The organism is Pectobacterium wasabiae CFBP 3304 (assembly GCF_001742185.1).
In the GTDB taxonomy this organism is placed as follows: domain Bacteria; phylum Pseudomonadota; class Gammaproteobacteria; order Enterobacterales; family Enterobacteriaceae; genus Pectobacterium; species Pectobacterium wasabiae.
Genome location: NZ_CP015750.1, coordinates 4,813,613 through 4,833,681, shown reverse-complemented (window position 1 = coordinate 4,833,681; position 20,069 = coordinate 4,813,613). Strand labels below are relative to the sequence as shown.

The 20,069-nt window shown below is 47.5% G+C and carries 21 protein-coding genes and 1 tRNA gene; 12 read left to right on the top strand and 10 right to left on the bottom strand.

What is annotated here, in order from left to right; translation table 11 throughout:
* Window positions 1–158: 158 nt before the first annotated feature.
* Window positions 159–2,216, top strand: a complete 2,058-nt coding sequence (gene helD / locus A7983_RS21970) for a DNA helicase IV (RefSeq protein WP_039478679.1) — start codon at window positions 159–161, stop codon at window positions 2,214–2,216.
* A 78-nt stretch (window positions 2,217–2,294) separates the two neighbouring features.
* Here helD and A7983_RS21965 read toward each other — a convergent pair whose 3' ends face one another.
* Together A7983_RS21965 and A7983_RS21960 are read right to left on the bottom strand one after the other, a co-directional pair.
* Window positions 2,295–2,753 (bottom strand): methylglyoxal synthase, encoded by a 459-nt coding sequence (locus A7983_RS21965; protein ID WP_005970602.1) that lies wholly within the window; start codon window positions 2,751–2,753, stop codon window positions 2,295–2,297.
* A gap of 137 nt (window positions 2,754–2,890) precedes the next feature.
* On the bottom strand, window positions 2,891–3,415 hold the full coding sequence (locus A7983_RS21960; protein ID WP_005970599.1) for a DUF2057 family protein: 525 nt from the start codon (window positions 3,413–3,415) through the stop codon (window positions 2,891–2,893).
* 195 nt (window positions 3,416–3,610) lie between these two features.
* Here A7983_RS21960 and A7983_RS21955 point away from each other — a divergent pair, with 195 nt between their 5' ends.
* Window positions 3,611–4,024 carry a CoA-binding protein gene (locus A7983_RS21955; protein ID WP_005970596.1) on the top strand — a complete coding sequence of 138 codons (414 nt, stop codon included), beginning with the start codon at window positions 3,611–3,613 and terminating at the stop codon, window positions 4,022–4,024.
* Between the two features lie 80 nt (window positions 4,025–4,104).
* On the opposite strand, the gene hspQ is transcribed toward A7983_RS21955, so the two are convergent.
* On the bottom strand, window positions 4,105–4,413 hold the full coding sequence (gene hspQ, locus A7983_RS21950; RefSeq protein ID WP_005970594.1) for a heat shock protein HspQ: 309 nt from the start codon (window positions 4,411–4,413) through the stop codon (window positions 4,105–4,107).
* A gap of 225 nt (window positions 4,414–4,638) precedes the next feature.
* On the opposite strand from hspQ, the gene yccX reads away from it, so the two are divergent.
* Window positions 4,639–4,917, top strand: coding sequence for an acylphosphatase (gene yccX, locus A7983_RS21945; RefSeq protein ID WP_005970592.1), 279 nt, complete (start codon window positions 4,639–4,641; stop codon window positions 4,915–4,917).
* A 10-nt stretch (window positions 4,918–4,927) separates the two neighbouring features.
* Here yccX and tusE read toward each other — a convergent pair whose 3' ends face one another.
* Window positions 4,928–5,257: a sulfurtransferase TusE gene (gene tusE, locus A7983_RS21940; protein ID WP_005970590.1), complete on the bottom strand. Its 330-nt coding sequence runs from the start codon at window positions 5,255–5,257 to the stop codon at window positions 4,928–4,930.
* Between the two features lie 110 nt (window positions 5,258–5,367).
* Window positions 5,368–6,027, bottom strand: coding sequence for an FtsH protease modulator YccA (gene yccA, locus A7983_RS21935; RefSeq protein WP_005970587.1), 660 nt, complete (start codon window positions 6,025–6,027; stop codon window positions 5,368–5,370).
* 287 nt (window positions 6,028–6,314) lie between these two features.
* On the opposite strand from yccA, the gene A7983_RS21930 reads away from it, so the two are divergent.
* Window positions 6,315–6,402, top strand: a tRNA-Ser gene (locus A7983_RS21930).
* A gap of 355 nt (window positions 6,403–6,757) precedes the next feature.
* Here A7983_RS21930 and A7983_RS21925 read toward each other — a convergent pair.
* Window positions 6,758–7,012: a biofilm/acid-resistance regulator YmgB/AriR gene (locus tag A7983_RS21925; RefSeq protein ID WP_005970585.1), complete on the bottom strand. Its 255-nt coding sequence runs from the start codon at window positions 7,010–7,012 to the stop codon at window positions 6,758–6,760.
* A gap of 468 nt (window positions 7,013–7,480) precedes the next feature.
* Here A7983_RS21925 and A7983_RS21920 point away from each other — a divergent pair, with 468 nt between their 5' ends.
* The 3 genes from A7983_RS21920 to A7983_RS21910 all read left to right on the top strand — a co-directional run bounded on the left by A7983_RS21920 (window position 7,481) and on the right by A7983_RS21910 (window position 9,126).
* Window positions 7,481–7,903: an NUDIX hydrolase gene (locus tag A7983_RS21920; RefSeq protein WP_005970582.1), complete on the top strand. Its 423-nt coding sequence runs from the start codon at window positions 7,481–7,483 to the stop codon at window positions 7,901–7,903.
* Between the two features lie 85 nt (window positions 7,904–7,988).
* Window positions 7,989–8,513 carry an isochorismatase family protein gene (locus tag A7983_RS21915; protein WP_005970580.1) on the top strand — a complete coding sequence of 175 codons (525 nt, stop codon included), beginning with the start codon at window positions 7,989–7,991 and terminating at the stop codon, window positions 8,511–8,513.
* A gap of 184 nt (window positions 8,514–8,697) precedes the next feature.
* Entirely contained in the window at window positions 8,698–9,126 is a 429-nt protein-coding gene (locus tag A7983_RS21910) for a universal stress protein (RefSeq protein ID WP_005970578.1), read from the top strand.
* 53 nt (window positions 9,127–9,179) lie between these two features.
* Here the strand turns inward: A7983_RS21910 and A7983_RS21905 are convergent, their stop codons facing one another.
* Both A7983_RS21905 and A7983_RS23745 read right to left on the bottom strand, forming a co-directional pair.
* Window positions 9,180–9,686 carry a DUF523 domain-containing protein gene (locus A7983_RS21905; RefSeq protein WP_005970576.1) on the bottom strand — a complete coding sequence of 169 codons (507 nt, stop codon included), beginning with the start codon at window positions 9,684–9,686 and terminating at the stop codon, window positions 9,180–9,182.
* Window positions 9,687–9,757: 71 nt separating this feature from the next.
* Window positions 9,758–9,943 (bottom strand): GhoT/OrtT family toxin, encoded by a 186-nt coding sequence (locus tag A7983_RS23745; RefSeq protein WP_005970574.1) that lies wholly within the window; start codon window positions 9,941–9,943, stop codon window positions 9,758–9,760.
* A gap of 157 nt (window positions 9,944–10,100) precedes the next feature.
* Here A7983_RS23745 and A7983_RS21900 point away from each other — a divergent pair, with 157 nt between their 5' ends.
* From A7983_RS21900 to A7983_RS21890, 3 genes are all read left to right on the top strand, one after another.
* Entirely contained in the window at window positions 10,101–10,400 is a 300-nt protein-coding gene (locus A7983_RS21900) for a hypothetical protein (protein WP_005970571.1), read from the top strand.
* Between the two features lie 158 nt (window positions 10,401–10,558).
* On the top strand, window positions 10,559–10,840 hold the full coding sequence (locus A7983_RS21895; protein ID WP_005970568.1) for a hypothetical protein: 282 nt from the start codon (window positions 10,559–10,561) through the stop codon (window positions 10,838–10,840).
* 841 nt (window positions 10,841–11,681) lie between these two features.
* A complete protein-coding gene (locus A7983_RS21890) occupies window positions 11,682–13,346 on the top strand; it encodes a methyl-accepting chemotaxis protein (protein WP_005970565.1) in 1,665 nt (554 codons plus the stop codon).
* 84 nt (window positions 13,347–13,430) lie between these two features.
* Here A7983_RS21890 and A7983_RS21885 read toward each other — a convergent pair whose 3' ends face one another.
* The gene (locus A7983_RS21885) at window positions 13,431–14,954 is read right to left on the bottom strand and encodes a PepSY-associated TM helix domain-containing protein (protein ID WP_005970562.1); all 1,524 of its coding nucleotides are present in this window, start codon (window positions 14,952–14,954) and stop codon (window positions 13,431–13,433) included.
* A gap of 102 nt (window positions 14,955–15,056) precedes the next feature.
* On the bottom strand, window positions 15,057–15,539 hold the full coding sequence (locus A7983_RS23740; RefSeq protein ID WP_005970559.1) for a DUF2946 domain-containing protein: 483 nt from the start codon (window positions 15,537–15,539) through the stop codon (window positions 15,057–15,059).
* 442 nt (window positions 15,540–15,981) lie between these two features.
* On the opposite strand from A7983_RS23740, the gene A7983_RS21880 reads away from it, so the two are divergent.
* Together A7983_RS21880 and mdoH are read left to right on the top strand one after the other, a co-directional pair.
* On the top strand, window positions 15,982–17,484 hold the full coding sequence (locus A7983_RS21880) for a glucan biosynthesis protein G (protein ID WP_086002465.1): 1,503 nt from the start codon (window positions 15,982–15,984) through the stop codon (window positions 17,482–17,484).
* Window positions 17,477–20,041 carry a glucans biosynthesis glucosyltransferase MdoH gene (gene mdoH, locus A7983_RS21875; RefSeq protein WP_005970554.1) on the top strand — a complete coding sequence of 855 codons (2,565 nt, stop codon included), beginning with the start codon at window positions 17,477–17,479 and terminating at the stop codon, window positions 20,039–20,041. Before A7983_RS21880 ends, mdoH begins: the two co-directional genes overlap by 8 nt.
* Window positions 20,042–20,069 lie beyond the last annotated feature (28 nt).

Here is a 20,069-nt window from a genome sequence, read left to right as displayed (position 1 = left end):
AACTTGCTGATGGTAAAAGAATTATCACATTAAGCATCAGGATATCCTAACCTGTTTTTAAGGCTAGAGCGTGACGTCCGATAACGGGTAAACTAGGAAACAGAGAAACGCTAACAAATGTACCAATGTCCCTCTCACATAGTCATGGCGCGAACATCATGGAACTGAAATCTACCTCGTTAGGTAAACATCTGGCTCAGCATCCTTACAACCGGGTGCGGTTACTGAATGCCGGTGTCGAAGTGAGCGGCGATAAGCATGAATACCTGATTCCTTTTAATCAGTTGCTGAGTATTCACTGTAAAAGAGGGCTGGTGTGGGGTGAGCTAGAATTTGAATTGCCCGCCGGAAAAGTGGTGCGTTTGCACGGCACGGAGTGGCAGGAAACGCAGGCTTTTTACCGCCATCTTCTCAAATCCTGGCTTGGTTGGAGCGAGGAGATGAGTCTGATCAGTGCCGAGGTTTTGCTGCGTCAAATGGACAGCATTCATATGCTGGCGCAGCAGGATAAATGGTTTAGTCGTCAGGCACTGTCAGCGTTGCAGGGCACTATTCGTGATTCTCTAGCGTCTCTACCTCTCCCTGTTGCGCGTCTTGAAACTTTCGATAACTGCCGTGATAGCTACCAACATTGCCTGCGTTGGCTTGAGCAAGGTGACGAGTTGCGTACTGCGGCGAATCAGGCATGGATGGATCGCACGCTGGCGGCAGAGCAACCTTTCTTTGAAACGGTAGAGAGTTCGTCATTAAATGTGTCTCAGAGTAAAGCCGTGATTAATGGCGAAGAGGGCGTACTGGTGCTGGCGGGGGCTGGCAGCGGTAAGACTTCCGTGCTGGTGGCTCGTGCAGCCTGGTTAATGCATCGTCAAGAAGCGACGCCCGATCAAATTTTGCTGTTGGCATTTGGTCGTAAAGCGGCAGAAGAGATGAATGAACGCATTCATGAGCGGCTCAATACTGATGAAATTCAGGCTAAGACATTCCATGCGCTGGCATTGCACATCATTCAGCAGGTTAGCCGCAAGGCCCCGATGATAAGCCAGCTTGAAAGTGATGCGAAACAGCGCCGTGAACTGTTGATTTCTCATTGGCAACAGCAATGCGCTGAGAAAAAAACGCAGGCTAACGGATGGCGACGTTGGTTAACGGAAGAGCTGGAGTGGGATGTACCAGAAGGCGATTTCTGGAACGATTTGACGTTGGCTGGGCGGTTGGCTGGGCGGCTTGAGCGCTGGTTGGGATTGATGCGTATGCACGGTGGTAGCCAAAGCGAAATGGTTGAACAAGCGCCAGAATCGATTAGGGCTGAATTTCAGCAACGTATTCGCCTGATGGCACCGTTATTGAAAGCCTGGAAAAAAGCGCTTAAGGATGAAAACGCGGTCGACTTCTCTGGCCTCATCCATCAGGCCGTGAACTTGCTGGATAAAGGACGTTTTGTCAGCCCTTGGAAACATATTCTGGTCGATGAATTTCAGGATATTTCGCCACAGCGTGCGAGTTTGCTTGCTGCGCTGCGGCGACAAAATAGCCGTACCTGCCTTTTTGCCGTGGGAGATGACTGGCAGGCAATTTATCGTTTCAGCGGCGCGGAGTTGGCGTTAACGACGGCATTTGAACAGCATTTTGGCGTAGGCGAACAGTGTGCGCTAGATACGACCTATCGCTTTAATGAACGCATTGGTGAGATTGCCAACACGTTCATACAGCAAAACCCGTATCAGCTAAAGAAGCCGCTTAATAGCTTGAGCAAGGGGGATAAAAAAGCGGTGACTATCCTGCCTCAGGATCAGTTTGAATCACTCTTGGATAAGCTGAGCGGTTTTGCTAAAGCTGATGAGCGCATTCTCGTGCTTGCCCGCTATCACCATTTACGCCCTGCTATTTTAGAGAAGGCGGCGACCAAATGGCCGAATTTACACATTGATTTCATGACGGTGCATGCCAGTAAAGGGCAACAGGCTGAGTATGTCATTATCGTAGGACTGCATGAAGGCAAAGATGGTTTCCCGGCTCCTGCAAGAGAATCGGTGATTGAGGCGGTACTGCTACCTGAACCTGAAAATTTTCCCGACGCGGAAGAGCGTCGCTTGCTGTATGTCGCGTTGACGAGGGCAAAGCATCGCGTCTGGCTGTTACAGGACGTGGCTAACCCTTCAGTGTTTGTTGAATCTCTTCGGCGTTTAGGCGTGCCAGCGCAGCGTAAGCCAGGATAAGGAAAAATAGAGAAATGGGGCAGTAGAGACCAGCGTCGGGTGTGCAACTCGTCGCTGATCTATTTTTATGTGTTAGTGCTATTTGAGGCGGTCTTGCAGGTAGCGCTGATAATCAGGGATGGCTATCTGAACCGGTTCGTTAAATAGCGCAGAATTAATCAGGAAATCCGCCGTTGCCCGGTTGGTGGCAACAGGAATGTTCCAAACGGTAGCGAGTCTCAGCAGTGCTTTTACATCGGGATCGTGTGGTACGGCGTTAAGTGGGTCCCAAAAGAAGATCATTAAATCAATTTTCCCTTCGGAGATGAGTGCGCCAACTTGCTGGTCGCCCCCCATCGGCCCACTCAGCATGCTTTTTACGGGCAGACCCGTATTTAACTGAATCAGGTTCCCGGTGGTGCCAGTGGCGTAAAGCGTGTGCTCTTTGAGCTGTTCTTTATTCGTACCAACCCAATCCAGCAAGGATTGTTTACAGTGGTCATGTGCTACCAGCGCAATATGTTTTTGTGCGGGGATGGTACGGGTGGTGAACTCCATGGTTACGTCCTTCAATCTGGTGTAGTAAAGCTGACGCTAGGGTACAGACAGATTACGGAAACGCTGTTTCAGTGCAAAGCGATAAAAGCAGGAAAAGGCGAACGAGTAGCAAAAATCTGATGTGATTGCGCGTTAAATCACCAGGTTACGGATTCATTCAGTGCGCTAGCAAAACCTACAACTGAAGCCCCTTTTGCCGCCGCGTTGTATTCCGACATTTTTCGCTCTATATCGAGTAATTCATTGTCTGCGATTACAAACTCATCGGTACGCACGGGGATGACCTGATTTTTTTCATCAAGCAATTGATATTGGGGAAGGGCTGCGAAGTTTTTGCGATCCTGAAGGGTTTGCAGCGGTGGCAGCTTAAACGACACCGATGCCATTTTTTCGGTGTTAAAGGTGGCAATAAATGTTGAAGGAAAATAGCTTGCTGGCGCGCCGGTCTGAGCATTGACAGTATCGACAACTTTGAACAGGATCTGGTGTTGTCCACTGCCAAGTTCGAGGCTATCGGCACCCTTCAGCAATGAGCCTGACATCTTCTGCCCATCAACCATCAGGAGATCGATTTTCTGATCTAATTTCAACGTTGTTGCCGCAATTGCCGAGGTACTTAAACTCGCAATAAAAAGGCAGACAGTGATGAAGCCGAATTTCATAATTTTCTCAGATGGTACGCTATTCGAGTATTGTTGAGGAATTGTCTGAATGTGTCAAAGGTTTCAATTTGAAACAGGCAGTTATGGCATTTTTCGTGCCAACCTGCACCAGGTTGCGGATTCTTTAAGTCATTTTCCGCCATGAGTAAAATGTGCGATACACTGTAATAAATCACGCAAGAGAGGCTGAATAGCATGAATGACAGTGATATCGAATCGATACTGAAAACGGTAAAAACCATTGCGTTAGTGGGTGCCAGCGATAAACCATCCCGCCCAAGTTATGGTGTAATGGCGTATTTACTGGAACAGGGCTATGACGTCATACCCGTCAGCCCCAAGCTGGCCGGTCAGACACTCTTAGGACAAAAAGCGTACGTCAGCTTGGCGGACATTCCTAACCCTGTTGATATGGTCGATGTTTTTCGTCAGCCAGAGGCGGCTTATGAGGTGGCTAAAGAGGCTATCGCCATCGGTGCTACCGTTCTGTGGTTGCAGATTGGCGTCATTAATGAGCAAGCGGCAATTTTGGCCTACGATGCAGGGCTGAAAGTTGTGATGGATCGTTGCCCTAAAATTGAAATCCCACGGCTGGGTTTGGATAAATAAGTGGTAGGCACTGGGCGATGTTGACTATCACAACATCGCCCATGCCTGACAGTGGTGCCAATCCCCCGCTTTTGATGAAGTTAGTGGCGCAACTGGGGGGCACGACGTTGAATGACCTCAGCTAATTCATTTAACGAAGGGTGATCGTGTTCAGAAAGCTCCTCCTTCATCAACTGTGCCTCCGCTAAATAAGTATGTATCGGTTGGCCTTCGTCATCTTCCATCACCACGTGATACCACGGTTCAGTGCGCGGCGTGTCGTTGCCGCTAATTTCTTCCCAAGTAGGTGTTTCTAGTGAATATTCGGGATCAATATCAATAATGATCCCTGGAAACCCTAGGAGCTTATGACGGATCTGTTGTCCGATGCCAAATTTGCTGATGATCATATAACCCCCTGGAAATTGATTATACTTTCTACATCGTTGCGGAGAGAGGATAACCGCATCCGATTACGTTTTAGCATACAGAGGTTTTTCAAGCGATGATGCCATGTGCTCGTTAGTGCATCACAGGCGAAACACATTATTAACAGTATGGTGTAAATTTTTAGAAGATACAGTCCGGCTAATGAAATGTTGTTTGGCGGCTTGGGGCGAAATAAGGTGGGGAAGATGACAACGATAGCGACGGCGGCCTATGTCTATGGTGTGGTTCAGGGTGTCGGTTTTCGTTACAGTACGCAACGTCAGGCAATACAGCTTGGTCTCAATGGGTATGCACGCAATTGTAATGATGGCAGTGTGGAAGTGGTGGCAAGCGGTGAATCTCATGCAGTAGACGCGTTGATTGAGTGGCTGAAGCAAGGGGGCCCACGAAGCGCCAGAGTTGATAAGGTGCTTATTGAGCCGCATGGCAAGACTGGCTATGAAGGCTTTACGATCCGCTATTGAAACGGGGAAGCTAGATGCATTTTACTGGTTTGGGTAAGCCTGCAATTTTGGTTGCCTGCTTGGCAGGCCCTTTTGGAAACAGTTTATACAGGTAGCGGCTATTTCCTTTCTCTTCACCGTACTTTTGCGCCATCGCTTTAACTAACATGCGTATAGCGGGTGAGGTGTTGAACTCCTGATAAAAATTGCGCACGAACCGGACGACTTCCCAATGTGGTTCTGTCAACGTGATGCCTTCCTGTTCGGCTAGCGCGAGAGCCAATGCTTCACTCCACGTTGTGCTGTCCATCAGGTAACCCTGTGCGTCTGTTGCTATCGTTTGCCCTTCAAACTCCAACATCTTCTCTCCACCTACGATATCTCAGCCCGCAGTTTAACAAATTTTCCTGTCTGCACTGGAATAAAAAAAGCCCCAAGTTGGGGCTTTCTCGGTACGGTGAGCAATGAGGCTTAATCGTTACGCATGATACCCAAGATGCTCAACAGGCTAACGAAGATATTGTATATCGCGACATACAGACTAACTGTTGCTCGAATGTAGTTGGTTTCGCCGCCGTGGATGATGTTACTGGTCTCCCACAGAATGGCACCTGCAGAGAATAGGATAAATAGGGCGCTGATTGCTAAATGCAATGCCGGAATCTGTAAGAACAAATTAGCAATGACGGCAACAACCAGAACAACAAACCCTGCCATCATCATGCCAGACAGGAAGGACATATCCTTACGCGTTGTTAAAACATAGGCTGAACAGCAGAAGAACACCAGAGCCGTACCGCCAAGCGCCAGCATGACAATGTCACCTGCACCGGAAGAAATCAGTGAACTTAAGATTGGGCCCAGCGTATAACCCATAAATCCAGTCAGTGCGAATGCTGCCAGAATACCAGCAGGACTGTTCGCTAGTTTATGAGTCAGGAACATCAGACCATAAAACCCAACTAGCATCAGAATGAAACCTGGGGCGGGCAGGTTAAGTACAGTACTTACCGTTGCAGTAACGGCTGAAAAGCCCAGTGTCAGCGACAGCAGGAAATAGGTGTTGCGCAGCACTTTGTGAGTGCTGAGTAACGAACTTTCACGGGTAGAAGAAACAACAATACGATCCATATCAGCGACTCTCTCTTAAGGGTGCTATTATCCAATGTCAAAGAATAAATAGTTTCAATACGTTATTAAAGATGGTTTACCCTTCTTTACGCTGCAAACTTGTCATACTCTTTACCGGTGCTCGTATTTTGTCCTGTCATTTTTATGTTGTGGAGATAAATCGCTCTATTTCATGCATGGTGTGACGATTTTGCGCTCAACTAGGTTGTGTTAGGTCGTTTTTCAGGCAATTGAGCGCTATGATGCTTTACAAGATCCCACACACTGTTTATAGTGCGCGTCATTGCGGAGGAGTGGCCGAGTGGTTGAAGGCACCGGTCTTGAAAACCGGCGACGCGAAAGTGTTCTAGAGTTCGAATCTCTACTCCTCCGCCAAAAAAATTCAACGGGTTAGCTTAGGCTAGCCCGTTTTCGTTTCTGCGGTCGAAATCCGATATCGTCTTTTTTATTATGGCGTTGTTATTTCTGCCAGAGACGGTATGTGTATGTGGGAGTTATTCATCGCTTATTTATTCGTAAATGAAAACTAACGATTAGCAGAAAATAAATATATTTCATATCAAGTTTTAAATATACCCACTCGTAATGGATAACAACACTATAGAAATTAATTTATTTTTATTGTTCCGACTTGGTCTATTTATTATCGACAATGCTGCTCGTTAAGTAGGATAGTATCTCGGTAATACGATAACCTTATCGAAGTCATAATGAACGTATTGATGAGGCATTAAATCAGAAAATCGTCCTGAGTTTTATAAACTACTAACTCCAGCAACGTGCGGTATTTTTCCTGAAAATCGATATTGGCCTCTTTTTCAATTTTGTTCACTAATTTAGCAATGATGGCCTTGTTACTAACGGAATGACCGGAACGGATGATTTCTTCCACAATGTTACCGAGTATCTCCATATCACTAGCTTGAGAATCAAGACTAAGATCACCTGATGTTGAGAGTTCGTCTGGGGACACCTCTGGATGCATTGCTTTTCCTCACTTTCGCATTTTGGACTGAGTTTATGCACATGCTTGCCAGACAGGGCTAATACGCTATCCACCAAGTATGAAGAAACAGTTAGTTAACTTTAGCGCATCACGTGCATAAAACCAGTCGATAAGATAAATAAATACTGGATTACTCAGTAACTCGTAAGATCGTGAAAGAATGACGGCGATCAATGTCAGGTGAATAAATATGAAATTGCTATTTCCCACCAATAGTATGTCTGAAATAATTATACGAGATGGCATGACTTCAATGAGTTAAGCATGACGAAAGGGAGGAGGACAGAGGAAAAAAACCAACTGAATATAAAGACTGTTAATGTATTTTGATCACGCCCTATAGATTTTTATCTGTACAAGGAGGTGACATTTTTCTGTGATATATCCCATGTTATCAAAAATGTCTTTTTATCCCACATAGTGCGGTCGTTTACCAGGAGTGTTGGCATGCAAAAGATCAGATCAAAAGCAGTTTGTCTTTTCCGGAATAATAACAAAATTCTATTAGCTGAAGGGTATGATCCCATAAAAGGTGAGCATTATGTGTTGCCACTCGGCGGTGGTATTGAATTTGGTGAGTCGTCGCAGGCGGCTGCGGAGAGGGAAGTCCTGGAAGAAATTAGTGCCGTAGCTCAGGGTTTTTCGCTATTGGGGGTTTCAGAAAATATCTTTTCCTACAATGGTAAACCGGGGCATGAAATTGTCTTTGTCTATGAAGCTCGTTTTCAGGATGAGTCGCTTTATCAGCAAGATATCATTCATGGTATCGAGACAAATGGTATTCCGATTGTTACCCGCTGGTTTGATATTGATTTGCTGCGCTCCGGGAAAATCAACTTTTATCCTCATGGTATAGTGGACATGATCTAGCTGGTATCGAACGGCTGGGATGATGGCACGTTACTGCCTCCGTGATGATGAGATGCTGATATTAAGCGCCGAAAAAGGAAAGAAAATGCAGGTTTTGATAGTCATTGATATGCAGAATGCCGTGTTTGCAACACCGAGAGCGCGAAAGGCGCAGACGGTCGCATTGATAAACCAACTTTCAGGCGCAGCAGACCAGACGATTTTTATTCAGCATGAAGGGGACGGTATGCTGTCAGGCAGTGATGGATGGCAATTATTACCTGAACTCCATCAACCCGAAGGCAGTTTGTTTGTCACTAAAACGGCGTGCGATGCGTTTTATCGCACGTCGTTAGCCGATGTGCTGGCTGAACGAGATGTTAATCACCTTACGATTTGCGGGTGTGCGACGGATTATTGCGTTGATGCAACCATTAAAAATGCGGCCAGCCGAGGCTATACGTTGACGATTGCTTCCGATGCGCATACGACGGCCAATCGCGGTGAGTTGAAAGCAGAACAATTAATCGCGCATTACAACGACGTGTGGCGGAATTTTATTATTCCTGGCAACACAATGACGCTAGAAACAACGGAACATATCGTTGCTTCATGGAAGATGAATCGCTAGTACTATGTTGAATATTGCCTCTGTCAGAAATCACTCTGAATACAAAGAATGGGCTATTCGTTAAGGTAAAAATAGCGAGCAACATGCGTAAAAGTGAACGGGATCATATTTTGCTGACGACGAGCAGACTACGCTTCTTACATACTGACAGGTAATCAGTTATCCACGTAGGGGAGAGGTGATTATGTACACGAGCATCTTGGTGCCAGTAGATATAGAAGAAGATGAACTTACCGCACACGCGCTTATGCATGCAGTCCGGCTGGCTAAAATGTCAGGTGCTGCAATACACCTCTTTCATTCCCTCCCGGATGCATCGGCATTTTTATCTGCTTATTCTTTTGGCATAAAAGAGTTTGAGAATGAAGCAGTGGTGAAAGCGAACGACAAGCTTAATTCACTAATGAAAACGATCGATCTCCCAGCATCGCGTGTGTCATGCAGCGTTAGCTTTGGGTCGGCTAGAGACGAAGTGCTATCGCTGGCAGAGGAGATTAATGCGGATTTGATTGTCATTGGTTCGCGACGGCCGGATGTGAAAACCTATCTACTCGGTTCAAATGCCGCAGCCATCGTTCGGCATGCGAAAATGTCAGTATTAGTGGTCCGTTAATTTTTCGTATAACGCTGCTGCTCATTTGGGGTTGGTTACCGGCAGCAGCGTTGCTATGCGTCAGTATGACGATCGCAATATGCAACGCGTTCGATTAAACGTTCGATCTCGCAATCGGAAAATACCTCAATACCATGGTGACGTAATAACTCGGCGGTAACGCCACTGCCTGGCGTTTGTGAACCATCAAATCGTCCGCTGTAGATAATATTGCTGCCACAGGATGGGCTCCCTTCCGTAAGGAGAGCAAAGCGGCAGTTATGCTGTTGTGCCATTTGCAGTGTTAACCATGCTCCCAGAATATAACGTGCGGTCACATCGCTGCCGGTTGCTTCGACGACTCTGGCCCCCGCCGTGATGACCGAATGGTCACCAGAGGCTGGAATAATCTCTGCTGAAGGCCTGGGGATTGAGAAACCTGCAGCCAGTTCCGGGCAAAATGTAACCAATTTTGCCTGTTGTCGCCACCGATCAAGATAGTTGCCGACGGATTTCTTTTCAGTTCCGTTATAGCGAATGGGGAAACCGGATAGGCAGGCGCTGATCAGAATATTACTCATCGTGGGGCATTCCCTCTAAAAGGCGAGCATAGGCGTTGCTGCATTGAGTCATCGGGAAGATAAGCACCGCTTTAAAAAATTGAGAACAGCAAAACAACAGGAAAGCTCAGCGGCCAGGTTAACCCTACTATTAACGAAGCAAAAAAGCGGATGAATAGGGATTTGTCCTTACTTAACAAGAAAGTAACGATCAAGGAAACAACAAAACCGATCATGTAGGTCAGTTTAATGAGTTCCCATAGGGAGTGATGTGGCACGTTTGTTTCCTTTTATCCTCGAAGCGCCTGCATTTTATGTTGTTAATATTCTACGATCAATTTTTTAACCCATAATGAGTAGTCAGGGAAGACCGTGTTCGGTGGTACTTATTTTGTACTACTGTTAATAACCGCTGCTTAAAATGAGACCTTCGGTATGAAAATAACGCTGGCTGTCGCGATGGTTTTTGCTATGACCTTGTTTTCTTTTTCTACACTTAGTATGGCGAAAAGCTCTCGGATTTCTGATGAGCAGATCAAAGAAAAGATCATCCAGGCGTCAATTGCTGCTTATTCAGGAAATTGTCCTTGCCCTTATAATTCAACTCGTAATGGTAGTCAGTGTGGTAAGCGTAGTGCCTGGAGTCGGGCAGGGGGGTATTCGCCAATTTGTTACAAAGGCGATGTGAGTAGAAAAATGATTGACGACTGGAGAATGAAAAACGGAAATAAATAGCACCTGTTGGAGAAATAAAAATAGCGAAATAATAATCCTCTTGCTAAGTAATTGACGTGGTTATTTTTGTGACAGAAATATTAAATTTTTATTTCAGTATGGACATTGCTGACTGGGTATCATAGGTTACTCTTTTACCCCATGAGAAAGGTAATAAAATGAGTGAGATATCTAGCCTGTCCCTGAAAATTTCCCCAGAGCTGAAAGAAAAAATCAAAGCTGCAGCTTTGGAAAACGAAGTATCAATCAGTGCGGAAGTCAGTGCTCGGTTACTACGGAGCTTTGATGAAAGCCATCTAACCTCTGACCTGTCTCCTGAATCGGTGGATAGCCAGGGTACTGAAGAAGTGGGTACAGAAGCGCCGCTGACGCAAAAAGAACTCAAGAAACTTCGGGAATTGCTGAAAGGTAAATCCAAAGTAACTTCCAAGAAAAAATAATGCTGGAATATGATCCGGTTCTCTAGGCAGCATAAACACAAGTAACGACATTAACTCACCCGGCCATCTTGATGAAAAAATGGCTGGTTGAGTTTTTTTACCCGACGTATGATGTTTTTATAGAAATTGAATGTGATTGGAAAGAAATTTATTTCGTATCGTGCGTTCATCTCCTGTTCCCCATCCGTGACATAATATAAATTCAGATATTATTTATTTAAATTTATGACAAATTGTTATTATTTGTTTTTGACCTTATTGTTACATTCTAAATGCAATATTTCTGTCTATTTAAAATACTTATATCTTGTAAGTAGATAGATTTATGTAAAATGATCGATTAAATAGATATGAATACCATAAGTTAGAAAATATAAAGATTATCTACAACACGCCGATACCGCCTTCGGCGTATGGAAGATTTGTTCTGACTTGTATTGGTATTTGCCGTTGTATTCAACCCTAATTTTAGTGACGGTGATTCACTTGGATTCTATAGGGGATGGGTGGTGTGTAAGCGTCGGCTATGGTGCGGAAAAACGTGCTGAAAGATGAGACGGAAAGGATGATGAATTTTCTACCGTCTGCGTGTGTAGGGCTTTAGTACCGCGTACTGCAGCGGGTTAGATCAATTTGGCTACGCCACGATGCGTGTGATTTGCTAAGCATATCAACTGGCATGTTGTTTGTGTTTCTTACCAAGGCATATAAACGGTCTGTTTGGAGATGTGTATTTTTTGTTATGAAAACGAGTATTGGGATTATCTGCATTTATTAATAAATATTAATTTTTAAATTATGTATTTTATGCAGATAGAAAACATTAGTTAAGGAGATGTTAATGGGTTTGTCCAACTGGCGTATAGGATATCGATTAGGGGCAGGGTTTTCTTTTCTGGTATTAATGCTTCTGATAATTGGCAGCGTTGCAATTTCAAAGCTAAGTGATTTTCATCAGAAAATGGATGATATCGTTTCTCAAAATTACCCATTAACCGTCAAGAGCAATAAACTCATTGATGAGCTAAATGGTTACCTCAACAATCAGCAACTGTTGTTATTGCTTAAGTCAGAAAGTGAAATCAATAAACAGTTTGCGTTGAACAAAGAGCGTTCGGGAACGATATCTGAACTCATGGAATATTTAAATCAATCCGTTAATGACGATAAATCTGTTGCGGTACTGCGCGACATCGGCGACATCCGACGCGATTTTCTTGGTTCAGCAAATAAACTCTCTTCACTGGTCTCGGCAGGGAATACGGATGCGGCTGCTGAAGAATATTTCAATGTAACACGTGTGACTCAAGAGAAATATACCAGCAAAGTAAAGGAATTCATCGACATACAGGATGATAAGATGTCATCTTCAGCGCAAGAAGTGAGTGATAGTTATAAAAATGCGCTGATGGTGCTTGCCACGATCATTTTAATCAGTGCGCTGGCTGGGCTGATTATTGCTTCATTGATTACCCGCAGTGTAACCCAACCGCTACAAGAAGCTCTCGTTGTTGCCGAAAATGTCGCGAAAGGCGATCTGACCTCTGAAATTTACACCGATCGCAAAGATGAAACGGGTCAGTTGCTATCCGCTTTGAATAATATGAACGGTAGCCTGAGACAGATTGTCAGTCAGGTGCGTGATGGTGCAGAAACGATCTCCAGTGCGGCATCGCAAATTGCAGCGGGAAATCAGGATCTATCTGCCAGAACGGAAGAACAGGCAAGTTCGCTGGAAGAAACAGCCTCATCGATGGAGCAATTGACGTCAACGATAAGAAATACCGCAGATAATACGACACAGGCGACAGATCTTGCGGCCGGCGCTTCTGCAACGGTGAAGAAAAGTGGTGCGATGATGGAAACAGTAACGCAGGAGATGCGCGGCATTCGTGATTCGTCACAGCGTATGGCAGAAATTATCGGTGTGATTGATGGCATTGCCTTCCAAACCAACATTCTGGCATTGAATGCGGCCGTTGAGGCGGCGCGTGCTGGAGAGCAGGGTCGAGGGTTTGCCGTTGTCGCTAGTGAGGTGCGCGCACTGGCTCAGCGAAGCGCTATGGCGGCAAAAGAAATCAAAGAGCTTATCGATGATTCGTTTAAGAAAGTGCAGGATGGCATGGGGCTGGTGGAAGAAACGGGTATCACGATGAATTCACTGGTGACGAACGTGCAGGGCGTAACGGGAATCATCAGTGAAATTGCGCAGGCCAGTCGTGAGCAAAGTGATGGCATCAATCAAATTAATCTAGCCGTTGGGCAGATTGATACCACAACCCAGCAAAATGCAGCGTTGGTTGAAGAATCCGCTGCCGCGGCACTCTCTTTGCAGGATCAGGCAAATAGCCTCGCTCGGACGGTCAGCGTATTCAACCTTGGCGCATCTTATAAAAGTGCTGTGTTAACAAGAAAAGTAGAAACGCCCGCACTGGCTGCACCTAAAAATAATCGCGCAGAAAAAACGTCTGCTAAAGGCGAATTGGCTGACTGGACTACGTTCTGATCCCTTGTCGCTAATCGTGTATTGCGGATTGACCGCCATTGTATTGCACAATGGCGGTTTTTCTATTGCTGGGCCTAGCAACAATCAATTTTTGACGATAGCCTGCTTGGGATGGCTCATAGACCACCGAACCGTGTCAATTAGCAGGAAGATGAGCAGGCTGATTCCCATGACCGGTAAACTCACTGCCAGCAGCAGCGTGATGAGCACAATGAGCACACGCTGAAAGATAGGAACCACTAACAATGCTGCCGTCAGCGTGTTGACTGGATTCGCGCCATGACGGGATTTTGGACGACGTATCCACCACATCCGATAACCCCACACAATCATCGTACAGAGCCCAAGACCAAACGCCGCGAGGATGAGCTGGTTTGGCAAACCGAATAGCACGCCCATATGCGCATCCACCCCCCAGCGGGTGAGTTTGGCGGCAAGCGGGAAGGTGTTGAAATCGGTTTTGTCTACCATCTCCAACGTATCAGGATTAATCGACACGGCATCAACCTGTGTTGGCCAGGAACGATCGATCTCACTGACGGTCCAGGCGCGGTGTGGCTTGGTTGCGGGGCGAATTTCGATTTTATTGGCATCAATCCCAGCGTGACGTGCGGCAATAAGCACCTCATCAAATAGCGCAGGTGCATAGGCATCAACATCCTCCATTGGCATTGACGCATGGTGCTCGGCATGTTCATCCGTAGTCATCGTCATATCGTGGCCGTGCATCATGTCGTGGTGAGACATCGGTGCGGGCAACTGGGTTTTTACTGATGGGGTTTGCCACCCTAAAGCGGTGCGCGCGACAGAGATATTACTTCCTGCCCACTGCGACCAGGTTAGCCCTGTTACGGAGAAAAAGAGCAAACCAAGCACGAGGCTGAGTCCCATCGTGGCGTGCCAATGGCGTAGGCGCTGCGTTTTCGCTGCCGTCGTCTGGCTATTTTTCAATTTCCGCCGTCTGCTTGCTGATGACATCTGGCGGGTTGACCACCAGATGACAATGCCACCCAAGGCCGCAACCCACAGCCAGGATGCTGCCAGCTCGCTGTAATTACGCCCGACATCGCCTAATAGCAGCCCGCGATGCAGATAATCAAGCCAGGTACGAAATGGCAGAATGCCGCTGGTGCCATAGACAATCTCACTGCCGCGATTTTCCAGTGAGACGGGGTCAATGAAAATAGCACGGCTTTCTGATGGTCCCAATTCCGGTAAGGCAAACATGACACGGGTCGTTTCTCCGGCGACAGGAGCGGGGCGTATCGCAAGCAGTTTTGCATCCTGATGATGGGTAAGCCCAGCCTGCGCAGCATGAATTTGCTCTGCCAGTGAATGCGGTGTGCCTTGGCTTTCGGTGAAAAGCTGGTGTGAATACAGCCGATTTTCAATCTGCGGCGTTAGGACATACAGCGTTCCTGTCAGAGCGGCGACGAAAATAAAAGGACCGACAAAAATACCAATATAAAAGTGAAGCCGGATCAACAGGGCAACAATTGCAGCACGTGGCGATAGGTTATCCATTGCGTGCTTATCCGACGCAGTTTCGCCAGTTGAACGCGCACCGGAGGCGCCGACAGGGGCTGATGCCTGATTAGGGTGTGACATAGAACCCTCTGAAATCATTTAGCAAAAGAAAGCTCAAACACCATACCTGAGGGAGGATGGCGCGATGTGTTATAAATGCCCGCAGGCATGATACTGCAGGATTCAGAAAGGCGGGGCGCGCACCACAGGAGAGGTGTAACGTTCGGGAAGCGCAATTCGGGAAACAAAACGTATGGCTAGCGCTTCAGATAAGGACGCTGTCAATATGGGATTAGGTGAGCCAGTTGCGAACAGCGCTGGCGTATACGCGAAGAGGACACAATAACCACAAGCGGCATGATCCATCATCATGGACGGCGATGATGAGGAATGGTGTGATGGCGTTATGTGATGCCCGGACACCGAGTGCCCAGTATGAGAGTGATGCTGCTCAGCGATAGCACCGCTGTTACTGACAGGCGCGGTTATATCATGTCCGGCTCTACCGTGTGGGGTCGTGCTATGTGCGGTTGTGCCATCTTCATAAAGTCCATGCCCGCGAGGCACCAGTGTCTGTGAAATCACTGGTGCAATGAAGATGGTCAAAATAGCGAAGATGCCAACCCAGGCTGGGAAACTTCGCCGTCGTAGTGCGGACAAAAGCATAGCAGTCTTAATTTAACAATACCGGGTTCAGCCAAGAGGGATACTTTACTTGGCCTTGCTTTGTTACACAAATGTTTATGCCCGTCATGCTTTAAGCTATATGTGTGTTAGCGTAGCCGCACATTCCGATTTTTATCGGTGGGTCATAGACGGTGGTGCAGACGTAAACGGAATAATCCTACGCCCGTATAGATCGATATTCGCTATAGTCCGTGGCTGTTTTCCATTTTTACAACCCGATTTATCATGCTTTAGCGTTCTCTTTGTTTAAACGCTAGCCTATTATGATGAACAATATCTTTATCAAGTTGTAGGAAAGCTAACTTATCCATTAATATGGATTTTAGTTGATTGAAGCACACCAACAGGGGGAGCTGTGCTGGATAATAAATTTGGGTTTAAACAGCGGGTTGCTAGCCTTCGCTGGCTGTCCGCCGCTATTATGCTGTCTGTAAGCGCAGTGCCTGCTTGGGCATTCTCTATTGATGATGTGGCACAGCAGGCTGAAAAACTGTCACAAAAGGGTTTTGAAGCGCCGAAAAGTAATCTTCCTGCGCAATTTCGTGATATGAAGTTTGCGGACTACCAGCAAATTCGTTTCAATAACGATAAGTCATACTGGAATAATATACAGACGCCCTTCAAACTACAGTTTTACCATCAGGGGATGTATTTCGATACCCCGGTGAAAGTTAATGAAGTCACGGCGACAACGGTTGATGAGATTAAATACTCGCCTGAGTATTTTGATTTTGGTTCCGTTAATCACGATGCTGAAGCGGTTAAAAATCTCGGCTTTGCGGGTTTTAAAGTTCTCTATCCAATCAATAAAGCAGATAAGAACGATGAAATCGTCAGCATGCTGGGTGCCAGCTACTTCCGTGTGGTAGGCAAAGGCCAGATCTATGGTTTGTCTGCCCGTGGCCTGGCTATCGATACTGCGTTGCCTTCCGGCGAAGAGTTCCCTCGTTTCCGAGAATTCTGGATTGAACGTCCAAAGCCGAATGATAAGCATCTGGTTATTTATGCACTGCTGGATTCTCCACGTGCCGCTGGGGCTTACCGCTTTACCGTTTATCCGGGGCGTGACAGCGTAGTAGACGTGCAGGCTAGAGTCTTCCTGCGTGACAAGGTAGGCAAACTGGGTATTGCTCCACTGACTAGTATGTATCTGTTTGGGCCGAACCAACCGTCGCCGACGCTGAACTACCGTCCGGCGCTGAACGACTCTAACGGTTTGTCAATTCATGCCGGTAATGGTGAATGGATTTGGCGTCCGCTGAATAATCCGAAGCATCTGTCCGTGAGCACCTATGCGGTAGAAAATCCGAAAGGGTTTGGTCTGCTGCAACGCGGCCGTGACTTCGCTGCCTATGAAGATCTTGATGACCGCTACGATTTACGTCCAAGCGGTTGGGTTGAACCGAAAGGCGAATGGGGTAAAGGAAAAGTTGAGCTGGTTGAAATCCCTACTGCGGATGAAACCAACGACAACATCGTTGCTTTCTGGACCCCTGATGTGTTGCCGGAAGCGGGCAAACCACTGGATATCAAATATCGTCTGCACTTTACGCGCGATGAAGATCAACTGCATTCCCCGGATGTTGCCTATGTTCAACAAACTCGCCGTTCTGCCGGTGACGTCAAACAATCTAACCTGATCCGCCAGCCTGACGGCACGATCGCTTATATTGTGGATTTTGTTGGACCGAATTTAAAAGAGTTGGATGAGAACGCTCCGGTAGCCTCTCAGGTCAGTATTGGCGACAACGGCGAGATTGTAGAAAATAATGTTCGCTATAACCCGGTAACTCATGGCTGGCGTCTGACGCTGCGTTTGCGTGTGAAAGATGCGAAACAGCCGATTGAAATGAGGGCTGCGTTGGTTAATGGCGAGACGACATTGACTGAAACCTGGAGCAATCAGCTACCTGCTAATGAATAAGTCAACTTCTTCTCTCGATTATATTGAGAAACTTCCTCTGCCTGCTGAGCAGGCAGAGGTTCTTCGTGAAAAGTTACCGCAAGCGGCCTGGAACGATCAGGCCGTTTTGCATCAGGCTTTGTCTGAAGGTAGCCAGCCTGAAGGTAATCAGGTTAATGTTCAGGCCGAGGATGATGTTGCGCTGCGTTCCGTGCAGGCACGTCTTGGCATGGCTTGGTCTGATGGTTTGGACAATGGTAAGCAACTTGGCACAGACAGAGAAGGACGGACGGCATTAAAAGCGATGCCCGTCATTACCCGTGCTTCGATGTTCCCCGACGTCTGGCGGACTAACCCGCTGATTCGCTGGTGGGAAAGCTTGCTAGGTCGGACTGTGCCACCTCGCCCTCATTACAGCCCGGAAGAGAAAATTTCCGAAAACCGCTGGCGTCTGGTGGGAACCATTCGGCGCTATATCCTGCTGGCGCTGACGCTGTTCCAGACTGCAATTGCAACCTGGTACATGAAAACCATCCTGCCGTATCAGGGCTGGGCGCTTATCGATCCGTTTGAAATGGCGGGTCAGCCTTGGACGCGCTCGCTGATGCAACTGCTGCCTTATGTGCTACAAAGCGGGATACTCGTTTTGTTTGCGGTGCTGTTCTGCTGGGTATCGGCTGGGTTCTGGACGGCGCTGATGGGGTTCCTGCAACTGCTTATCGGTCGAGACAAATACAGTATCTCTTCCACAACAGCAGGTGACGAAGCCCTGAATCCGGAGCATCGAACGGCATTGATCATGCCGATCTGTAACGAAGACGTAGAACGTGTGTTTGCGGGGTTACGTGCGACGTATGAATCTGTTGAAGCGACGGGCAATCTTGAGCATTTTGATATTTACGTCCTGAGCGACAGTAACGATCCTGATATCTGTGTGGCTGAGCAAAAAGCTTGGATGGAGCTGTGTCGTGATGTTGGCGGAGCAGGGCGCATTTTCTATCGCCGCCGCCGTCGCCGCGTCAAACGTAAGAGCGGTAATATTGATGATTTCTGCCGTCGCTGGGGTAACCAGTACAGCTATATGGTGATTCTGGATGCCGATAGCGTCATGAGCGGCGAATGTCTGAGTTCTCTGGTCAGACTGATGGAAGCGAACCCGAACGCCGGTATCATCCAGTCCTCGCCGAAAGCTTCAGGTATGGATACGCTGTATGCGCGCTGCCAGCAGTTTGCGACGCGTGTTTACGGCCCGTTGTTCACCGCCGGTCTGCATTTTTGGCAATTGGGTGAATCGCATTACTGGGGACATAACGCGATTATCCGTGTTAAACCGTTCATCGAGCACTGTGCACTAGCACCGTTGCCGGGTGAAGGTTCGTTCGCCGGAGCGATCCTTTCTCACGACTTCGTTGAGGCGGCGCTGATGCGTCGTGCCGGATGGGGGGTGTGGATCGCATACGACCTGCCGGGAAGTTATGAAGAACTGCCGCCTAACCTGTTAGATGAACTGAAACGTGACCGCCGCTGGTGTCATGGCAACCTGATGAATTTCCGGTTGTTCCTGGTTAAGGGGATGCATCCTGTTCACCGTGCAGTTTTCCTGACTGGCGTAATGTCTTACCTGTCGGCACCGCTGTGGTTTATGTTCCTGGTGCTCTCTACTGCGTTGCAGGTTGTGCATACGCTGATGGAACCTCAGTACTTCTTGCAGCCGCGACAACTGTTCCCCGTTTGGCCACAGTGGCGGCCAGAACTGGCTATCGCACTCTTCTCTACAACATTGGTCCTGCTGTTCTTGCCAAAGCTGTTGAGTGTGATTCTGGTGTGGGCAAAAGGCGCAAAAGAGTACGGCGGCGCTTTCCGGGTATTCCTTTCCCTGCTGCTGGAAATGCTGTTCTCGGTTCTACTGGCACCGGTTCGTATGTTGTTCCACACGGTGTTTGTTGTCAGCGCGTTCCTTGGCTGGTCAGTGCAGTGGAATTCTCCACAGCGTGATGATGATGCGACACCATGGAGTGAGGCATTTGTACGCCATGGTTCCCAGTTGATTCTGGGGCTGGTTTGGGCGATTGGCATGGCATGGTTAGATCTGCGCTTCTTGTGGTGGCTGTCGCCGATTGTTTTCTCACTGATTTTATCGCCGTTTGTGTCGGTTTATTCAAGCCGTGCGGTATTAGGGCTGGGTTGTAAACGAGCAAAACTGCTGATGATACCGGAAGAGTTCAATCCACCGCGTGAACTGGTTGCTACGGATGAATATTGCCGATTGAACCACCAGCGTAGGCTTGATAACGGGTTTATGCAGGCCGTCTTCGATCCGTCTGTTAACGCCCTTGCCAGTGCAATGGCGACGGCGCGTCATCGGTTCAGTCGGGCGATTGAGGACGTGCGCGAGCAAAATGTACGTGATGTCTTGAATCGTAAACCGGAAGAGGTAAGCAATAATCAGCGTCTGGCGTTGCTTAGCGATCCCGTTACGATATCGCGCTTGCACTACCACGTGTGGCAAAAACCGGAAGCGTATACGGCATGGGTTGAGTCTTATCAAAAACTTCCCATCCCTCATATCAAAGGCTAACGGCGTGTAGTGTGAAAGAATGTTAGTG

Coding starts and splice junctions, on each gene's coding strand:
- mdoH (WP_005970554.1), top strand. CDS start 17,477: ATGAATAAGTCAACTTCTTCTCTCGATTATATTGAGAAACTTCCTCTG.
- A7983_RS21965 (WP_005970602.1), bottom strand. CDS start 2,753: ATGGAGTTCACCACCCGTACCATCCCCGCACAAAAACATATTGCGCTG.
- A7983_RS21925 (WP_005970585.1), bottom strand. CDS start 7,012: ATGCATCCAGAGGTGTCCCCAGACGAACTCTCAACATCAGGTGATCTT.
- A7983_RS21960 (WP_005970599.1), bottom strand. CDS start 3,415: ATGAAATTCGGCTTCATCACTGTCTGCCTTTTTATTGCGAGTTTAAGT.
- A7983_RS21880 (WP_086002465.1), top strand. CDS start 15,982: ATGCTGTCTGTAAGCGCAGTGCCTGCTTGGGCATTCTCTATTGATGAT.
- yccA (WP_005970587.1), bottom strand. CDS start 6,027: ATGGATCGTATTGTTGTTTCTTCTACCCGTGAAAGTTCGTTACTCAGC.
- helD (WP_039478679.1), top strand. CDS start 159: ATGGAACTGAAATCTACCTCGTTAGGTAAACATCTGGCTCAGCATCCT.
- hspQ (WP_005970594.1), bottom strand. CDS start 4,413: ATGATCATCAGCAAATTTGGCATCGGACAACAGATCCGTCATAAGCTC.
- A7983_RS21955 (WP_005970596.1), top strand. CDS start 3,611: ATGAATGACAGTGATATCGAATCGATACTGAAAACGGTAAAAACCATT.
- A7983_RS21895 (WP_005970568.1), top strand. CDS start 10,559: ATGAGTGAGATATCTAGCCTGTCCCTGAAAATTTCCCCAGAGCTGAAA.
- A7983_RS21920 (WP_005970582.1), top strand. CDS start 7,481: ATGCAAAAGATCAGATCAAAAGCAGTTTGTCTTTTCCGGAATAATAAC.
- A7983_RS21885 (WP_005970562.1), bottom strand. CDS start 14,954: ATGTCACACCCTAATCAGGCATCAGCCCCTGTCGGCGCCTCCGGTGCG.
- A7983_RS21905 (WP_005970576.1), bottom strand. CDS start 9,686: ATGAGTAATATTCTGATCAGCGCCTGCCTATCCGGTTTCCCCATTCGC.
- yccX (WP_005970592.1), top strand. CDS start 4,639: ATGACAACGATAGCGACGGCGGCCTATGTCTATGGTGTGGTTCAGGGT.
- tusE (WP_005970590.1), bottom strand. CDS start 5,257: ATGTTGGAGTTTGAAGGGCAAACGATAGCAACAGACGCACAGGGTTAC.
- A7983_RS21915 (WP_005970580.1), top strand. CDS start 7,989: ATGCAGGTTTTGATAGTCATTGATATGCAGAATGCCGTGTTTGCAACA.
- A7983_RS21900 (WP_005970571.1), top strand. CDS start 10,101: ATGAAAATAACGCTGGCTGTCGCGATGGTTTTTGCTATGACCTTGTTT.
- A7983_RS21890 (WP_005970565.1), top strand. CDS start 11,682: ATGGGTTTGTCCAACTGGCGTATAGGATATCGATTAGGGGCAGGGTTT.
- A7983_RS23740 (WP_005970559.1), bottom strand. CDS start 15,539: ATGCTTTTGTCCGCACTACGACGGCGAAGTTTCCCAGCCTGGGTTGGC.
- A7983_RS21910 (WP_005970578.1), top strand. CDS start 8,698: ATGTACACGAGCATCTTGGTGCCAGTAGATATAGAAGAAGATGAACTT.